Raw genomic sequence first — 15,426 nt, 5'->3', positions numbered from 1 at the left:
CCCTGGCCTTCTTCTTCAGAAGATCTCGAAAAGGCCCGCAGCGCCCATGCCGCCGGCGATGCACATGGTCACCACGCCCCACTTCACCTTCTGGCCTTCGGCCTTGCGGCGGCGGCCTTCCAGCAGGATGTGGCCGGCCAGGCGCGCGCCCGTCATGCCGAAGGGGTGGCCGATGGAGATGGCGCCGCCGTCCACGTTCAGGCGCTCGTCCGGAATGCCCAGCTTCTGCTGGCAGTAGATGGACTGCGAGGCGAAGGCTTCGTTCAGTTCCCACAGGTCGACGTCTTCCACCTTGAGGCCGAAGCGCGCCAGCAGCTTGGGCACCGCGAACACCGGGCCGATGCCCATCTCGTCGGGCTCGCAGCCCGCCACGGCCATGCCGCGGAAGGCGCCCAGCGGCGTGAGGCCCAGGCGCTCGGCCTCGGCGGCTTCCATCAGCACGCAGGCGCTGGCGCCATCGGACAGCTGCGAGGAATTGCCCGCGGTGATGAACTTGTCGGCGCCCTTCACGGGCGCGAGCTTGGCCAGCGACTCGTAGGTGGTGCCGGCGCGGTTGCAGGTGTCGTGGTCGACGGTGACCTGCTTCTTGCTGACCTCGCCGGTCTCCTTGTTGGTGACGGCCATCGTGGTGGTGACCGGCACGATCTCCTCGCGGTAGCGGCCGGCGGCCTGCGCCTCTGCGGTCTTGCGCTGGCTTTCCACCGAGAAGCGGTCCTGCGCCTCGCGGCCGATGCCGTAGCGCTGCGCCACCACGTCGGCGGTGTCGATCATCTCCATGTACAGGGCCGGCTTGTGCTCGAGGATCCACGGGTCCATGCCCGAGTTGCCATCTTCACGCGTGCGGATGCCCGAGATGCTTTCCACGCCGCCGGCGATCATGGCCGGCGCGCCGTCCACCACGATGCGGCCCGCCGCGATGGCAATGGCCTGCAGGCCCGAGGCGCAGAAGCGGTTCACGGTGGTGCCGGCGATGCTCAGCGGCAGCTCGGAGCGGATGATGGCCTGGCGCGCGATGTTGCGGCCGGTGGTGCCTTCGGGGTAGCCGCAGCCAAGCACCGCGTCTTCGATGAGCGCGGGGTCGATGCCCGAGCGCTCCACCGCGGCGCGCACCGCGAAGCTGGCCAGCGTGGGGCCGGGGGTGATGTTGAGTTCGCCGCGGTGCGACTTGGTCAGCGGGGTGCGGGCGGTGGAAACGATGACGGCCTGGCGCATGAGAGGCTCCTTGAAGGAAAGGGAAAGGCTTGCGGATGAGCGCCGCCCTCCCCTGGCTTCAGGGGAACCGGCGCGTTGGGAGAAAAGCGGATCAGCCCTGCGGCTGGTTGAGGCTGGAGAAATCCTTGCCCTCGGCCACCAGCTTCTCGAGCAGCGGCGCGGGCTTCCAGAACAGCGGGTCTTCCTGGGCGAAGGTGCGGATGTCTTCCAGGATCTTCGCGAGGCCCACCGTGTCGGCGTACTTCATCGGGCCGCCGCGATGGCGCGGAAAGCCGTAGCCGTACAGGAAGGTCACGTCCACGTCCAGCGGACGCAGCGCGATGCCCTCGGCCACCACCTTGGCGCCCTCGTTGACCATGGCGGCCATGTAGCGGCGCATGATTTCCTCGGCCGTGAACTTGCGCGGCACGATGCCCTTCTTCTGGCGCTCTGCATCGACGATGGCCAGCACCTCGGGGTCGCTCTGGCCCACGCGGGCGCCCTGCGGGTACAGGTAGAAGCCGCGGCCCGTCTTCTGGCCGAACCAGCCGCGCTCGCAGACCCGGTCGGCCACTTCCACGTAGCGCGCCTTCGGGTCGCGCGTGGCGGCGCGGCGCTTGCGCGTGGCCCAGCCGATGTCGCCGCCGGCCAGGTCGGTCACCTGGAAGGGCCCCATCGGGTAGCCGAAGCCGCGCACCGCCTCGTCGATCTCGTAGGGGCTGGCGCCGTCTTCCATGATGTAGTCGGCGGCCTGCTTGTACACGGCCAGGATGCGGTTGCCGATGAAGCCGTCGCACACGCCGGCGCGCACCGGCACCTTCTTCATGCGCTTGGCCAGCGCGAAGGCCGTGGCCACCACGTCGGCGCTCACCTTGGCGGGCACCACGATCTCCAGCAGCTTCATGATGTTGGCCGGGCTGAAGAAGTGCAGGCCCACCACGTCCTGCGCTCGCGAGGTGCTGGCGGCAATCGCGTCGATGTCCAGGTAGGAGGTGTTGGTGGCCAGCACCGCGCCGGCCTTGCACACGCGGTCCAGCTCCTTGAACACGGCCTTCTTGACTTCCAGATCCTCGAAGACGGCCTCGATGACCAGGTCCACGTCCGCGAACGCGGCGTAGTCGGTGCTGCCGGTGTAGCGCGCCATGACGGCTGCCTTGGCCTCGGCCGTCATGCGGCCCTTGGCGACGAGGCCGTCGTAGACCTTCTCGACATTGGCGCGGCCGCGGTCGATGGAGACCTGGTCGCGCTCCACCATCACCACCGGCAGGCCCGCGTCCAGCGCGGACACGGCGATGCCGGCGCCCATGGTGCCGCCGCCGACGATGCCCACGCTGTTGAGCGCACGCGGCTGCGCGGCCTTGGCCTCGGGCACCTTGGCCACTTCGCGCTCGGCGAAGAAGGCGTGGATGAGGCCGGCACGCTGCGGGCTGTCGATGCAGGCCAGGAAGGCCTCGCGCTCCAGCTTCACGGCTTCCTCGAAAGGCTTGTCCAGGTTGTTCTGCACGGCTTCGACGATCTTGATCGGCGAGAACAGGCCGCGCGACTTCTTCGCGGTGTCGGCACGGGCGGCATCGATGGCGGCCTGCGCGGCGGCACGGTCGGCCAGGCCCTGCGCGTCGCGGGTGCGGCGCACGCCGGCCCCTTGCGCCAGCAGTTCATTGGCGTAGGCCAGGCCCGCGGCCAGCGCGTCCTCGCCCTCGGCCAGGCGACCGACCAGCTTCAGGGACAGGGCTTCCTTGGCCTTGATGTGGAGGCCGCTGAGCATCAGCTCCAGCGCGGCCTGCGCGCCCGCGAGGCGTGGTGCGCGCACGGTGCCGCCGGCGCCGGGCATCAGGCCCAGTTGCACTTCGGGCAGGCCCAGCTTGGCGTCGTGCAAGGCGACGCGGTAGTGCGCGCCCAGCGCGATCTCCAGGCCGCCACCCAGGGCCGCACCGCGGATGGCGGCGACCACGGGCTTGCTGCAGTCCTCGATGCGGTTGCACACCTCGGGCAGCGAGGGCGGCTGCGGCGCCTGGCCGAATTCGCGGATGTCCGCCCCGGCCACGAAGTTGGCGCCCTCGCCCACGATCAGGATGGCCTTGACGGCGGCGTCCGCATCGGCGGCCTCGACGGCCTCCTTCAGTCCCCGGCGCACGGCCGACGAGATCGCGTTGACGGGCGGGTTGTCGATGGTGATGCACAGCACATCGCCCTGGCGGGCGCTGCGAACCACGGTGGACGTGGAAGGGGTGGTCATGGGAAAGCGTCTCCTTGATCGACCCGCCATGGGGCCGTCTCGATTCTGATTCGATAACAACTGATAGACAATTGCCCATCTGGTTGACAGACTGTCAACTACAGATTGACAGTGGATGGACCAAGCCCGAAACCGATGGACCTCAATTCCCTTTCCCTGCTCGTCGAGATCGTCGAGGCGGGCAACCTCAGCGAAGCGGCGCGGCGCCTGCACATGAGCCGGGCCAACGTGAGCCAGCGGCTGGCGCAGTTCGAGCGCAGCCTGGGGCAGGAGCTGCTGCGCCGCACGACTCGGCGCATCGAGCCCACCGAGATCGGCCTGCGGCTGTACGAGCACGGCCGCACCATCCGCAACGAGCTGATGGCGGCCAACGAGTCGGTGGCTTCGCTGGGCCATAGCCTGCAGGGGCGCGTGCGGCTGTCGGTGCCCAGCGGCTACGGGCAGCTGGTCATGTCCGACTGGCTGGTGGAGTTCAAGCGCAGGCATCCGGGCATCGTGCTGGACGTGATGTTCGAGAACCGCGTGGAAGACCTGATGCGCGAGGAAGTGGACATCGCGGTGCGCGTGATGTCCGAGCCGCCGCAGAACCTGGTAGCGCGCGACATGGGCTCGGTGCGCTACGTGGCCTGCGCCAGCAGCGCCTGGGTGCGCGAGCATGGCCTGCCGGCGCGGCTGGAGGAGCTGCGCCACGTGCCGCTCATCACCTCGGCGGTGCAGGGGCGGCAGCTGCGCGTGTCGGCCTACCTGGATTCGGAGCGGCACGAGGTGCTGCTGGAGCCCACCATCATCTCGGAAAACTTCCTCTTCCTGCGCCAGTCCATCCTCGCCAGCCTGGGCGTGGGCATCGTGCCCGACTACGTGTTCGAGAACGAGCTGCGCGAAGGCGAGGTGGTGGCTGCACTGGCGGAGTGGCGCCTGTCCATCTTCGGCTCGCGCATGTACATGCTCTACATGCCGGGGCGGCACCGCACGAAGGCGATCACCACCTTCATCGACTTCATGCTCGCGCGCGCCAAGGAGGCGGGCCGGCGCAGGGAGTGACATCGCCCGGTCGGATCTGCGACGTGGCGCCGACCCGGCCGACCCAGGCTGGCTACTCGGCACAGCAACGGTCGGCGGAGTTTCAGCTCGCGGTGCTGCGCCACCATCTCCAGCGCCGCCAGCGGCCTGCGATCGTCGGCTGCGCGGCCACCAACTCGGCGCGCTGCCGGAAGTAGTCCAGGCGCTGCGCGGCCAGTTCCAGGGTCAGCGAGGCAAGGTTGGGTCCGTTGTATTCCCACACGCCCTGCACCACGAAGTTGCCGGGGATGGACGCGTCCGGCGTCGGAGTCATCTGCAGATTGGCTGCCCCGATGCGCTCCAGCAGGGCCAGGCGCGAGAGCGCGACCTTGAGGCCGTCGCCATGCATCTCGACCTGCCGCGTCAGCGTGAAGCGGATGGTCTCGACGGCCGCGAAGTGCTCCGCGATGAAAGCCATCACTTCCAGCAGCAGCAGCGGCGCGAAGTGGCGGTCCTCTGTGCGCACCGCTGGCGAAGGCAGGAAGCGGCCGAAGTGGACGCTCTTGCCGTCGCGGCTGAGTTCCGGCGCCTCGATCGTTCCGAGGAACAACGCGCCGTCCTGGACCAGGATGGCCTCGCCTGAACGGTAGGCCCCGTCCGGGCCGCAGATGCGGAGCTTTTCAGGAGACATCGAGCGCGAAGACGGTCCTTGGTGCACAGGGGCTGCGAACGGCGCCGCAGCAAGCAGAAGTCGGAAGCCGATTCTCGCTGAGGCGCCTTGGCGCGATCTGCCGAACAACGGGGGAAGCTGACGCTGTTTCGCGGCATGGTCCGGGGCCGCGCGGCACCAGACTCGCTGCGCAGCACGGGCGGGCGTTGTGTCGGATTCGGCCTACATGCTTCATCGGGTTCTTCTCTTCGTCCTTCTGCAATTGATGGCGACCATGCGCCATGGCACCCGGTCAAGGCCGGCAGGCGCAGTGCACACATCGGTCTGGGTGCTCAGCGAGTTCGACGGATAGTGGGTTGAATGGTTCAAGAAAACTGGGCAGAAGGGCCGCGGCCCTCCTTCTTCGGCCAGCTTCGCGGGCAGCGTGACGGCGTCGGCGCTTCGCCAAAAAGCCGAAACACGACGGCCGCGCCAAGCGACGACGCCGAGACGGCCTGGGCTCAACCGCTGGACGAGGCGGCCGCCGAGAGCGAGGAGTCGCTGCTGCTTCGCAAGGAGCGCGAGGCCTATGTCAATGGCCAGTTCAGCAAGACCTTCGCGCTGGACTACGGCCTGCGCCAGGTGCTGGCCCTTTGCGTCACGCTGGTGCTGGCGGCCATCTTCTGGCGCTATGTGCCTGCGGTGGAACTGGCCGCGTGGCTGGCGCTTCGCGCGGCCGTGGGCGGCTGGCGGCTGCTGCGCAGCACGCGGCATCGCCGCCACCCGCTGACCGGTCCGGCCCAGCAGGCGTACTCGCGGCAGATGACCGCCATGGCGGCCCTCAGCGGCATGGTGCTGGGCACCTCGGTGCTGCTTTTCTTCGGCCGCATCCCGGCCAGCCTTCAGTTCGCCTGCTGGCTGATCCTGGCCGTGGCGGTCACGTTGCCGATCCACAGCCTCGCCTTCGATCCGCCGCGCGTCACCGCCTATGTCAACGGGCTCTTCGCCACGGTGCTGGCCTGTGTCCTGTTCCGCATCCTGGGGCCGCACACGGGGCTGTCCCACGACATGGAGCACCGGCACTACGAGTCGTGGTTCCTGGCGTTTCCAGTCGTGCAGTGGGTGCTGGTGCTCTTCGTTGCGCGGCGCGTGCAATCGAACGCACGCACCAACTTCGAGCTGGAGTTCTACAAGCAGGCGCTCATTGACACCCTGGCCGACCGGCAGCGCGAGGCCGAGGAGGCAGTGCGCATCAAGAACCGCTTCATCGCCACGGCCGCCCACGACATGCGCCAGCCGGTGGTCGCCCTGTCCCTCTTTGCCGAGCACCTGAAGGAAGTCCCGTCCGACCAGGAGATCGTGCTGCCCAAGGTGCTGCGGGCCGCGGCAGCGGTGGGGCGCCTTTTCGAATCGCTCTTCGACCTGGCGCGCATGGACAACGAGCAGCTGCAGCCGCGCGCGGAGCGCATGGACATCGCGGAAGTGATGCGCGACCTGCGCGACCAGTTCGAGTCGCTGGCCCGCTCCAGGGGCGTCACGCTGCGGATGCGCACGGTGCAGCGCAGGCTCACGAGCGACCCGATGCTGGTGAGACGGCTGATCGGCAACATCGTCTCCAACGCCATCAAGTACACCGAGCCGGGCAGGAAGGTGCTGATCAGCGCGAGGCATCGGGGCCGGCACGTCGCGGTCGAAGTGTGGGACCAGGGCTTCGGCATCGAGCCGGGCGAGCTGCGCAAGATCTTCACCGAGTTCTACAAGGTGCAGGGTCCGTCGGAAAACCACGAAGGACTGGGCCTGGGCCTGTCGATCGTCGCGCGGCTGGCGCACGCGCTGCACGCACGGGTGAGCGTGCGCTCGCGGCCCGGGCATGGCACGGTGTTCCGCCTGCTACTGGAGGCCGATCAGCCAGGCGCCCCGCGCGCACTCGTCATGCCGCCGCCTGGCGCGGGGTGAGCAGAGCGAGCACGGCCGCCGCGAACAGCAAGGCGGGAACATCTCCAAGGAGGTGGCTGCGCTGTTCCGCCTGCGTGATCGCCTGGACCGCCATGATTCCCCCGTGCACCACGCTCGACCACACGGTGAACCAGATCAGGCTCAGGTTCGCCAGGGGGTCGCGCGCCGCCCTTATCAGGAAGACACCCAGCGTGGCATAGATGCCCACCATCATCAGCAGGTAGTCCGAGTGACCCACATGCCATGCCCAGCCCGAGGGCCACACCATGATGAGCGGATACAGCGACAGGCACGTGAGTCCGAAGAGGACCAGCGCGACCTGCAGCATGCCAATGCGTCCTTCGTTCTTCATGCGCGCTCCTTGGGCGTCAGGAACCATCCCGGCGCCAGCATTCTGCGGCCATCAAGGCAAAACACGCAGCCGCCCGCGGCATCCCTGCCCGAAAACGCCTGCGCCCGCATGCTACCTAGGCCTACGCCGGGGACTTCGATCCTGGCAAAGACTAGCGAGGGATGCACAAAGTACATCCGTTCAAGTTTTTCCGCGCCGGCGGCGTCGACCAGGTCCTGATCCGCAACGGCGCCGACATCGCACACATCGGTGAACTCGACCAGAAGCTCTGGGTGGCCCTGGCCTGCCCGACCCGCGGCGTCGAGATCGACCCGCGCACCCTCGACCTGATCGATACCGACCACGACGGCCGCATCCGCCCGCCCGAGCTGATCGCCGCCTGCGAGTGGGCCTGCGCGCGCCTGAAGGACCCCGACGAGCTGATGCAGGCCGGCGACGGCATTGCACTGGACGCCTTCTGCGAGCCGGAAGACCACGGCTGGTCGCTGGGCGCGGAGGCGCAGCACCTGCTGGGCCTGCTGCACAAGCAGGACGCCCGGGTCATCACGCTGGCAGACGTCATGAAACGCGACGAGGCGGTGGCGGCGATGCGCTTCAACGGCGACGGCATCGTGACGCCTGACATCACCGGCGATGCGGCCGTGCGGGCGACGCTGCAACGCATCATCGACACGCAGGGCAGCGTGCAGGACCGCAACGGCCACGCCGGCATCGACCGTGCGCGCGCGCTGGCCTTCTTCGAGGATGCGCAGGCGCTGCGGCGCTGGATGTCCGGCGACGGCAGCGCGCTGTGCAGCGGCGGCACCATGCTCGAGGCCGCCGAGGCGGTGGAGGCGGTGCGCGAGAAGGTCGACGATTTCTTCGCACGCTGCCGGCTGGCGGCCTACGACATCCAGGCCGTGCAGGCCCTCAACGCCTCGCCCGAGGCCTACGAGGAGATGGCGGACGAGGCGCTGTCGCTGCGCAGCGCGCGCATCGCCTCGCTGCCGCTGGCACCGGTCACGCCGGGCCGCTCGCTTCCGCTGGGCGCAGGGGTGAACCCGGCCTGGGCGGAAGCGATGGCCGCGTTGCGCCGCAAGGCCGTGGCACCGCTGGTTTCCGAAGCGGCCGAGCAGCTCGACGAGGCCGGGTGGAACGCGCTCAAGCAACAGGTGGAACCTTGCCGCAGTTGGCTGGCCGCCAAGCCGGCATCGAAGCTTTCCGGCCTCGACAGCGCAGCGATCCACGCGCTCTTCGACACGCAGGCGGCGGTGATGGCGCTCATCGACGAAGACGAGAAGGCGGAAGCGCACAACACCCGCCTGCGCGAGCTGGAGAAGCTGCTGCGCCTGAAGCGCGACCTGCTCCAGCTGCTCGAAAATTTCGTTTCGTTCAAGGCCTTCTACCACCGCGAAGGCGCGATCTTCCAGGCCGGCACGCTCTACCTCGACAGCCGCAGCTGCGACCTGACGGTGCGCGTGGACGACGTCAAGCAGCATGCGGTGCTGGCCGGGCTGGCGAAGACCTGCCTGGCCTACTGCGAGTGCCGGCGCGGCGCCGAGAAAATGCACATCGTGGCGGCCTTCACGGCCGGCGGCGTGGACTTTCTCTTCACCGGCCGCAACGGGGTCTTCTACGACCGGCAGGGCCGCGACTGGGACGCCACCATCACCCGGCTCATCGAGAACCCGACCAGCGTCGCGCAGGCCTTCTTCACGCCCTACAAGAAGTTCGTGCGGGTGGTGGAAGAGCAGGCCGCCAAGCGCGCCGCCGCGAGCGACGCCAAGGCGCAGGACTCGCTGGGCACGCTGGCCACCAGCCTGGCGAATGCCGGCAAGGCGCCCGCCGTGGCCGGCGCGGCGCCGGCACCGGCCACCACCCTGGCCCGGCTGCCCGGCACCCGCATCGACGTGGGCACCGTGGCCGCTATCGGCGTGGCGATGGGCAGCATCAGCGCGGTGCTGGTGGCCCTGTTCAGCAAGTTCGTCGACCTGGGGCAATGGATTCCCATCGCCATCTTCGGCATGGTGCTGGCCATCTCGGGGCCGAGCATGATGATCGCCTGGCTCAAGCTGCGCCAGCGCAGCCTGGGGCCGATCCTGGACGCCAGCGGCTGGGCCATCAACGGCCGCATGAAGGTCAACACGCGGCTGGGCGCCTCGCTGTCGAAAACCGCGCACATCCCGCGCCACGCGGCACGCGTGCTGCACGACCCCTTTGCGGAACGCAGCGGCATGGCGGGCGCGCTGGCCGCCGTCGCGCTGGTGGCGGTGGTGGCCGTCCTGGCCTGGCAGCTGGACCTGCTCGATGGCCGGCTCCCGCCGGCCTTGCAGCACACGCCCGTGGCAGAAGGCAGCTGAGGCGCCGCCGCCGGCTCAGCGCGCCGTGACCGGGCGAGCAGGCGCAGGCGCGGGGGCGGGAGTGGCCCGCGCGCCCTCCCACTCTCCGCTGTCCGCCAGGCCACGCATCACCTCGGCAATGAGGTTGCACATCGCGCGCTTGGCGTTGCTGGTGGGCAGGTGCACCGACACGCAAAGCCCCAGCACGCGGTGCATGGCGGGTAAAGCTACGCGGTGCGCGATCAGCCGGCCTTCCGACACCTCGCGCTGCGCCAGGCCCAGCGGCATGATGGTCGGGCCCAGCCCGGCCTCCACCGCCGCCTTGAGCGTATAGACCGAGTTGATCTCGGCGGCCACGCGCGCCGGCGGATGGCCGGCAGCCTCCAGCGCCGCATCCACCAGCCAGCGGGTGCAGTGGCCATGCGCATTGGCCGGCCAGACCAGCGGACGGGCCATGGCCTGCGCCACGCTGAGTTCGCCCGGCGGCAGCGGCTGCGCGCTCTGCGCCGATTCGAGCAGCACGAAGTCTTCCTCGATCACCGGCGTGAAGGCGATGTCCTCCTTGGGCATGGTGGGCGAGAACACCGCGACGTCGACCCGGCCGCGCAGCAGCTGGTCGGCCATGTTGCCGGTGAGCTCCTCGTTGAGGTGCAGCACCACCTCGGGATAGCGGCGCGCCGCGGCCCGCATGAGCGGCAACGCGATCATGGGCGACACGCTCTGCGGCAACGCTGCGACCACCGTGCCGGTGACCGTGTGCGCGGCGGCATGCACCGCGGCCCGCGCATCGTTGACCTGCTTGGTGATGCCTTGGGCGTACTCGTAGAAGATCTTGCCGGCCTCGGTCATGGCCACGCCGTTGCGGCTTCGCAGCAGCAGCTGCGTCTGCAGCTCGGCCTCGAGTTCGGCCATCTGCTTGCTCAGCGCCGACTGCGCCACGTAGAGTTGCTGGGCCGCGCGCGACAGGCTGCCGCAATCCGCAATGGCCACGAAATACTTGAACTGGCGCAGTTCCATCCAGGGGTGTCTCCGGCCGCCCCGCGCCGCAAGCTGGGCGTTGCGGCACGGGGCGTAGACAATTCTAGGCCGCGGCCTTCGGCGCGCAGGAGACGCGCCGAATGCCTGGCTTCAGTTCACGCACTCGTAGCTCTGGGCCGCGTTCACGTCGCCGTTGCCCTTGTAGCGCGCATAGGACGGGTACTTGCACATGGGCCGTGCCATGGTGGTCGCGCCGGATGCGTCGAGCTTGCGGTGCTGCAGGTTCTGCGAAGAGGCCGGCACACCCTTCTCCACCCAGGTGGCCATGGCCTTGAGCAGGTCCACGCGGTCGGGCCCGGCGCCGCCGTAGCAGTGGCCCACGCCGGGCGCGAGGAAGAGCTCCACCGAATCATCCGTGCGCGCCGCGCCCAGCGTGCTGCGCACACTGTCGTAGTAGCGTGCGGTGTCCTTCGCGCTCACCGAGGTGTCGTTGGTGCCGTTCCACAGGATCAGCTTGGCGCCGCGCGCGTTGAGCCTGGACAGGTCCGGGTCGTTCGCGCTGAACAGCGCGCCCACTTGCGCCAGGCGCGGCAGCCACTGGTCGGGGTTCCAGGCCAGCGTGTCGTAGGCCGCGTCGCGGGTGATGAAGGAGCGCAGGAAGCCGTCGGAGAACATGCCCTGGATGGAGTTGCCGCCCAGGGCCGCCACCGGCCAGATGTACTCGCCCCAACCCTTGGGCTGGTCCTCCAGGCCGAAGTTGTAGCCCGGATGCGACCACTCTCCGCCCGAGGTGGCGACCGGCGAGGTGATGGTGTTCACCGTGGCAACCTGCGCATCCGACAGGCAGCTGTCGCCGGTGTCCGCACCCGCCGGGCAGCGCAAGGCGGTGGCGTCGAAGGTGCAGGCGCCCGGCTTGGAGACGATGCCGTCGACCAGTCCGTCCTGCCCGTCGCACTGGGCCAGCACCGCGTCGGCCAGCAGTTTCTGCTTGGCGGCATTCAGCGTGTTGGCGGGCGTGCGCACCTGCTTGGAGATGCGATTGAACTGGATGAACAGGCCCATGATGTTGCCGGCCGGCGCGCGCGCCACGATGCCGTCGAAATCCTCGGGAAAGCGCTGCGCTTCCATCAGCGCATCGTGCCCGCCCATCGAGCAGCCCTCGAAGTAGCTGTGCGAGGGCCCGGTGCCGAAGAAGCGGCTGATGAGCTCCTTGCCCGGCGGCAGCGACTTGTGCTCTGACTGCTGCGTGAAGTCCAGCAGCTTCGCGTCGTCCAGCGCGAACCTGGCGGCGAAGTAGCCCGCGTCGGGTGGGCCGCCGTAGTCGTAGCCGCCGTTGGTGCCGATGGTGGCGTAGCGCTCGCTGAAGATGGAGGGGCTGAACTGCAGGTCGGTGGCCTTGGGGAACTGGCCGTCGAAGCCGCCGCCGCCCAGGAAGGCGAGCTTGCCGTTCCAGCCCTCGGTCGGCAGCTTGGCCTCGAAGCGCAGCGTGGAGTTGTCGAAGCGCGCGCTGAGCACGCAGTACTCGGGCTGCGGCGCCTGCGCTGGCACCAGACGCGCGTCCTCGATGACCACCGCGCCCGCGGCCAGCGTCCCGCCCTTCAGCGTGGGGCACTTGTCGGAGAGCGACACCGGGGGCGGCGCCGGTGCTGGTGCCGGTGCGGGCGCCGGCGCATGCCCGCCTCCGCCACCGCAGCCGGCCAGAAGGGCCACCGCCGCGGCGGTGGCGAATGCCTGGCGGACGCTGCCGCCGGTGGCCCGTCGAGATGCAGCTTTGTTCATCGGGGTCTCCTGTCGTGTTGTGTGTAGTTGCGGATGACGCGCCGGCTCAGGGCGTGACGACCTTGCCGGGGTTGAAGATGTCGTGCGGGTCCAGCGCCTTCTTGATGGCGCGCATCAAGGCCACGCCGGGCGTACCGTGCTCGTCCTCGAGGTAGCGCATCTTGTGCAGGCCCACGCCGTGCTCGCCGGTGGAGGTGCCGCCATGGTCCAGGGAGCGCTGCACCAGGCGGCGGCTGAAGGCCTCGGCCGCCTCGTTCTGCGCCGGGTCCTCGGGGTCCACCAGCACCAGGCAGTGGAAGTTGCCGTCGCCCACGTGGCCGAAGATGGGTGCCAGCAGTCCGTGCGCCGCCACGTCCGCCTGCGTCTCGTCGATGCAGGCCGCCAGCTCCGACAGCGGCACGCAGGCATCGGTGGTGAGGCTGCGGCTGCCGGCCTTGAGTTGCAGGCAGGCGAAGTAGGCATGGTGGCGCGGCGTCCACAGGCGCGAGCGCTCTTCGGGGCGCAGCGCCCATTCGAAGGCGCCGCCGCCGTGGCTGTCCACGACCTCGCGCATCAACTCGGCCTGTGCATCGATCTGCGCCTTGCTGCCGCAGAACTCCAGGAACAGCGTGGGGCTCTCGGGCAGCGTGGTGCGGCTGTGGGCGTTGACGGCACGCAGCGTGAGCGCGTCCAGCATCTCGGCGCGCGCCAGCGGCACGCCCAGCTGGATCGCATCGATCACGCTGTCGACCGCGTCGCGCACCGTCGGGAAGCTCACCACCGCCGCCGCGCAGGCCTCGGGGTGCGGGTGCAGGCGCACCGTCACTTCGCAGATGAGGCCCAGCGTGCCTTCGCAGCCGCAGTACAGCTGCGTGAGGTTGTACCCCGCCGAACTCTTTCGGGCCCGCGAGGCGGTTCGCACCACCTCGCCGTCGGCCGTCACCACCGTCAGGCTCACCAGGTTGTCGCGCATGGTGCCGTAGCGCACGGTGTTGGTTCCGGACGCGGCGGTGGCGACCATGCCGCCGATGGATGCATCGGCGCCCGGGTCCACCGAAAAGAAGAAGCCGCTGCCCGCCAGCGCCGCATTGAGCTGGCCGCGCGTGACGCCGGCCTGCACCGTGGCCGTGAGATCGTTGGGGCGGATGGCCAGCACCTGGTTCATCTGCGAGAAGTCCACGCACACGCCGCCCTGCACCGCCAGCACGTGGCCCTCCACCGAGGAGCCGGTGCCGAAGCCGATGACCGGCACGCGCTCGGCCGCGCACTGGCGCACCACGAAGGCCGCCTCCTCGCTGCCTTGCACGTAGACCACGGCGTCGGGCGGCTGCGGCAAGTAGGAGGACTCGTCGCTGCCGTGCTGCAGCAAGGTGGCCTGGCTGGTGGACAGGCGCTCGCCGAAGCGCTGGCGCAGCCGCTCCAGCAGCGCGGCCGAGGGTGCGCGTCGGCGCGGGGTCTGCGCCTTCACGCGCGCAGCATCGTTCATGACCGCTTCCATGAGGTCCTCTTTCAAGATCGGTTCGGGAGAAGAAAGAGCGGCACGCAGGGGTGCCGCGGGGCGGGTCGCTCAGGACCGTGGCATGCGCTCGGCCGGGCGGACGAAGAGCACCAGGACCGCACCGACGACAAGCAGCGCCGCCAGCATGTGCAGGCCCGCGTCGGTGCTCTGCGTCGCGTCCTTGATGAGGCCGATGAGGTAGGGAGCCGAGAAGCCCGACAGGTTGCCGAAGGAGTTGATGAAGGCGATGCCGGCCGCCGCCGCCGCGCCGCCCAGGAAGGCGGTGGGCATGCCCCAGAAGATGGGCAGCGTGGCCATGATGCCCATGGTGGCCAGCGTCAGCCCGGCCATCGCCAGCGCGGCGTTGCCGTGGAAGGCCACGCTGGCCACCAGGCCGAGGGCGCCCACGACCGCGGCCACCGCGCAGTGCCAGCGGTATTCGAGCCGTCGGTCGGCGCTGCGGGCCACCAGGTACATCGCCACCACGCCGAAGGTCCACGGGATGGCGCTGAGCAGTCCGATGTCCAGCGCGCCCTTCACGCCGATCGACTTGATGATGCTCGGCAGCCAGAAGGAGATGCCGTAGAGCCCCGAGACGAAGCAGAAGTACACCAGCGCCAGCAGCCACACGCGGCCGTTGCCCAGCACGCTCAGCAGGCGCGGCTCGGCCTTGCCGGCACCATCGGCCGCGACCTCGCGGGCAACGAGTTCGCGCTCGGCGGCGCTGAGCCAGGCGGCGTCCTTGACGCGGTCGTCCAGCCGGCGCCACACCACCACGCCCAGCGCCACCGTGGGCAGGCCCTGCAGCAGGAAGAGCCACTGCCAGCCGGCCCAGCCGTTGACGCCCGCCATGCCCTGCAGGATCCAGCCCGACAGGGGGCCGCCCAGGATGCCGGCGAATGGGATGGCCGCCAGGAACAGCGAGGTCGCCTTGCCGCGCCGCGCCGCCGGGTACCAGTAGGTGAGGTACAGGATGATGCCGGGGAAGAAGCCCGCCTCGGCCGCGCCCAGCAGGAAGCGGATCACGTAGAAGGAGGTGGGCGAGTTCACGAACATGGTGGCCGCCGACAGCAGCCCCCAGGTGACCATGATGCGGGCGATCCAGCGGCGCGCGCCCACGCGGTGCAGGATCACGTTGCTGGGCACCTCGAAGAGGAAGTAGCCCACGAAGAAGATGCCGGCGCCCAGGCCGTAGACCGCCTCGCTCAGCTGCAGGTCGCCCTGCATCTGCAGCTTGGCGAAGCCCACGTTGACGCGGTCCAGGTAGGCAACGATGTAGCAGAGGAAGAGCAGCGGGATCAACCGCCAGCTCACCTTGCGGTAGACAGCGTCGGCGCCGTGCGTGTCGGCGGTGGTGGCGCCGTGGTGCTGCGGATGCTGCAGCGTGGGAATGGCACGTGTCGTTGTCATGTGTCTCTCGTGTTCGTGGGTCGTTGCGGGGAAGTGCGTCGATGGTCGTGGCCGGCCCTGTCGCCGCTGCAGCGGGTTAAC

At 69.4% G+C, this 15,426-nt stretch carries 11 protein-coding genes; 3 read left to right on the top strand and 8 right to left on the bottom strand.

Annotation, left to right across the window (positions count from 1 at the left end; genetic code table 11):
* Window positions 1-15: 15 nt before the first annotated feature.
* Window positions 16-1,212 (bottom strand): acetyl-CoA C-acyltransferase, encoded by a 1,197-nt coding sequence (locus tag BM345_RS13170; protein ID WP_093380117.1) that lies wholly within the window; start codon window positions 1,210-1,212, stop codon window positions 16-18.
* Window positions 1,213-1,303: 91 nt separating this feature from the next.
* Window positions 1,304-3,427 carry a 3-hydroxyacyl-CoA dehydrogenase NAD-binding domain-containing protein gene (locus BM345_RS13165; RefSeq protein WP_093380115.1) on the bottom strand — a complete coding sequence of 708 codons (2,124 nt, stop codon included), beginning with the start codon at window positions 3,425-3,427 and terminating at the stop codon, window positions 1,304-1,306.
* Window positions 3,428-3,562: 135 nt separating this feature from the next.
* Here BM345_RS13165 and BM345_RS13160 point away from each other — a divergent pair, with 135 nt between their 5' ends.
* Window positions 3,563-4,468 carry a LysR family transcriptional regulator gene (locus BM345_RS13160; RefSeq protein WP_093380114.1) on the top strand — a complete coding sequence of 302 codons (906 nt, stop codon included), beginning with the start codon at window positions 3,563-3,565 and terminating at the stop codon, window positions 4,466-4,468.
* A gap of 82 nt (window positions 4,469-4,550) precedes the next feature.
* Here BM345_RS13160 and BM345_RS13155 read toward each other — a convergent pair whose 3' ends face one another.
* Window positions 4,551-5,117 carry a hypothetical protein gene (locus BM345_RS13155; RefSeq protein WP_093380112.1) on the bottom strand — a complete coding sequence of 189 codons (567 nt, stop codon included), beginning with the start codon at window positions 5,115-5,117 and terminating at the stop codon, window positions 4,551-4,553.
* Window positions 5,118-5,456: 339 nt separating this feature from the next.
* Between BM345_RS13155 and BM345_RS13150 the strand changes: the two genes are divergently transcribed.
* A complete protein-coding gene (locus BM345_RS13150) occupies window positions 5,457-7,031 on the top strand; it encodes a sensor histidine kinase (RefSeq protein WP_093380111.1) in 1,575 nt (524 codons plus the stop codon).
* Here the strand turns inward: BM345_RS13150 and BM345_RS13145 are convergent.
* Entirely contained in the window at window positions 7,006-7,383 is a 378-nt protein-coding gene (locus tag BM345_RS13145; RefSeq protein WP_175544989.1) for a DUF6632 domain-containing protein, read from the bottom strand. The genes BM345_RS13150 and BM345_RS13145 overlap by 26 nt on opposite strands.
* 161 nt (window positions 7,384-7,544) lie before the next feature.
* Between BM345_RS13145 and BM345_RS13140 the strand changes: the two genes are divergently transcribed.
* Window positions 7,545-9,722 (top strand): hypothetical protein, encoded by a 2,178-nt coding sequence (locus BM345_RS13140; RefSeq protein WP_093380109.1) that lies wholly within the window; start codon window positions 7,545-7,547, stop codon window positions 9,720-9,722.
* A gap of 15 nt (window positions 9,723-9,737) precedes the next feature.
* Here the strand turns inward: BM345_RS13140 and BM345_RS13135 are convergent, their stop codons facing one another.
* From BM345_RS13135 to BM345_RS13120, 4 genes are all read right to left on the bottom strand, one after another.
* Window positions 9,738-10,718, bottom strand: a complete 981-nt coding sequence (locus BM345_RS13135) for a LysR substrate-binding domain-containing protein (RefSeq protein ID WP_093380108.1) — start codon at window positions 10,716-10,718, stop codon at window positions 9,738-9,740.
* 111 nt (window positions 10,719-10,829) lie between these two features.
* A complete protein-coding gene (locus tag BM345_RS13130) occupies window positions 10,830-12,458 on the bottom strand; it encodes a tannase/feruloyl esterase family alpha/beta hydrolase (protein ID WP_093380106.1) in 1,629 nt (542 codons plus the stop codon).
* A gap of 46 nt (window positions 12,459-12,504) precedes the next feature.
* Window positions 12,505-13,923, bottom strand: coding sequence for an FAD-binding oxidoreductase (locus tag BM345_RS13125; protein ID WP_093380214.1), 1,419 nt, complete (start codon window positions 13,921-13,923; stop codon window positions 12,505-12,507).
* A gap of 81 nt (window positions 13,924-14,004) precedes the next feature.
* On the bottom strand, window positions 14,005-15,345 hold the full coding sequence (locus BM345_RS13120) for an MFS transporter (RefSeq protein ID WP_254789712.1): 1,341 nt from the start codon (window positions 15,343-15,345) through the stop codon (window positions 14,005-14,007).
* Window positions 15,346-15,426: the final 81 nt, after the last annotated feature.

The organism is Variovorax sp. OV329 (assembly GCF_900114785.1).
Lineage (GTDB): Bacteria > Pseudomonadota > Gammaproteobacteria > Burkholderiales > Burkholderiaceae_C > Variovorax.
This window is presented reverse-complemented; position numbering and strand designations above follow the sequence as displayed.

Bases quoted from the DNA above. Each gene is read 5' to 3' on its own strand.
- BM345_RS13120 (WP_254789712.1), bottom strand. From the start codon at position 15,345: ATGACAACGACACGTGCCATTCCCACGCTGCAGCATCCGCAGCACCAC.
- BM345_RS13170 (WP_093380117.1), bottom strand. From the start codon at position 1,212: ATGCGCCAGGCCGTCATCGTTTCCACCGCCCGCACCCCGCTGACCAAG.
- BM345_RS13155 (WP_093380112.1), bottom strand. From the start codon at position 5,117: ATGTCTCCTGAAAAGCTCCGCATCTGCGGCCCGGACGGGGCCTACCGT.
- BM345_RS13165 (WP_093380115.1), bottom strand. From the start codon at position 3,427: ATGACCACCCCTTCCACGTCCACCGTGGTTCGCAGCGCCCGCCAGGGC.
- BM345_RS13150 (WP_093380111.1), top strand. From the start codon at position 5,457: ATGGTTCAAGAAAACTGGGCAGAAGGGCCGCGGCCCTCCTTCTTCGGC.
- BM345_RS13145 (WP_175544989.1), bottom strand. From the start codon at position 7,383: ATGAAGAACGAAGGACGCATTGGCATGCTGCAGGTCGCGCTGGTCCTC.
- BM345_RS13125 (WP_093380214.1), bottom strand. From the start codon at position 13,923: ATGAACGATGCTGCGCGCGTGAAGGCGCAGACCCCGCGCCGACGCGCA.
- BM345_RS13130 (WP_093380106.1), bottom strand. From the start codon at position 12,458: ATGAACAAAGCTGCATCTCGACGGGCCACCGGCGGCAGCGTCCGCCAG.
- BM345_RS13135 (WP_093380108.1), bottom strand. From the start codon at position 10,718: ATGGAACTGCGCCAGTTCAAGTATTTCGTGGCCATTGCGGATTGCGGC.
- BM345_RS13160 (WP_093380114.1), top strand. From the start codon at position 3,563: ATGGACCTCAATTCCCTTTCCCTGCTCGTCGAGATCGTCGAGGCGGGC.
- BM345_RS13140 (WP_093380109.1), top strand. From the start codon at position 7,545: ATGCACAAAGTACATCCGTTCAAGTTTTTCCGCGCCGGCGGCGTCGAC.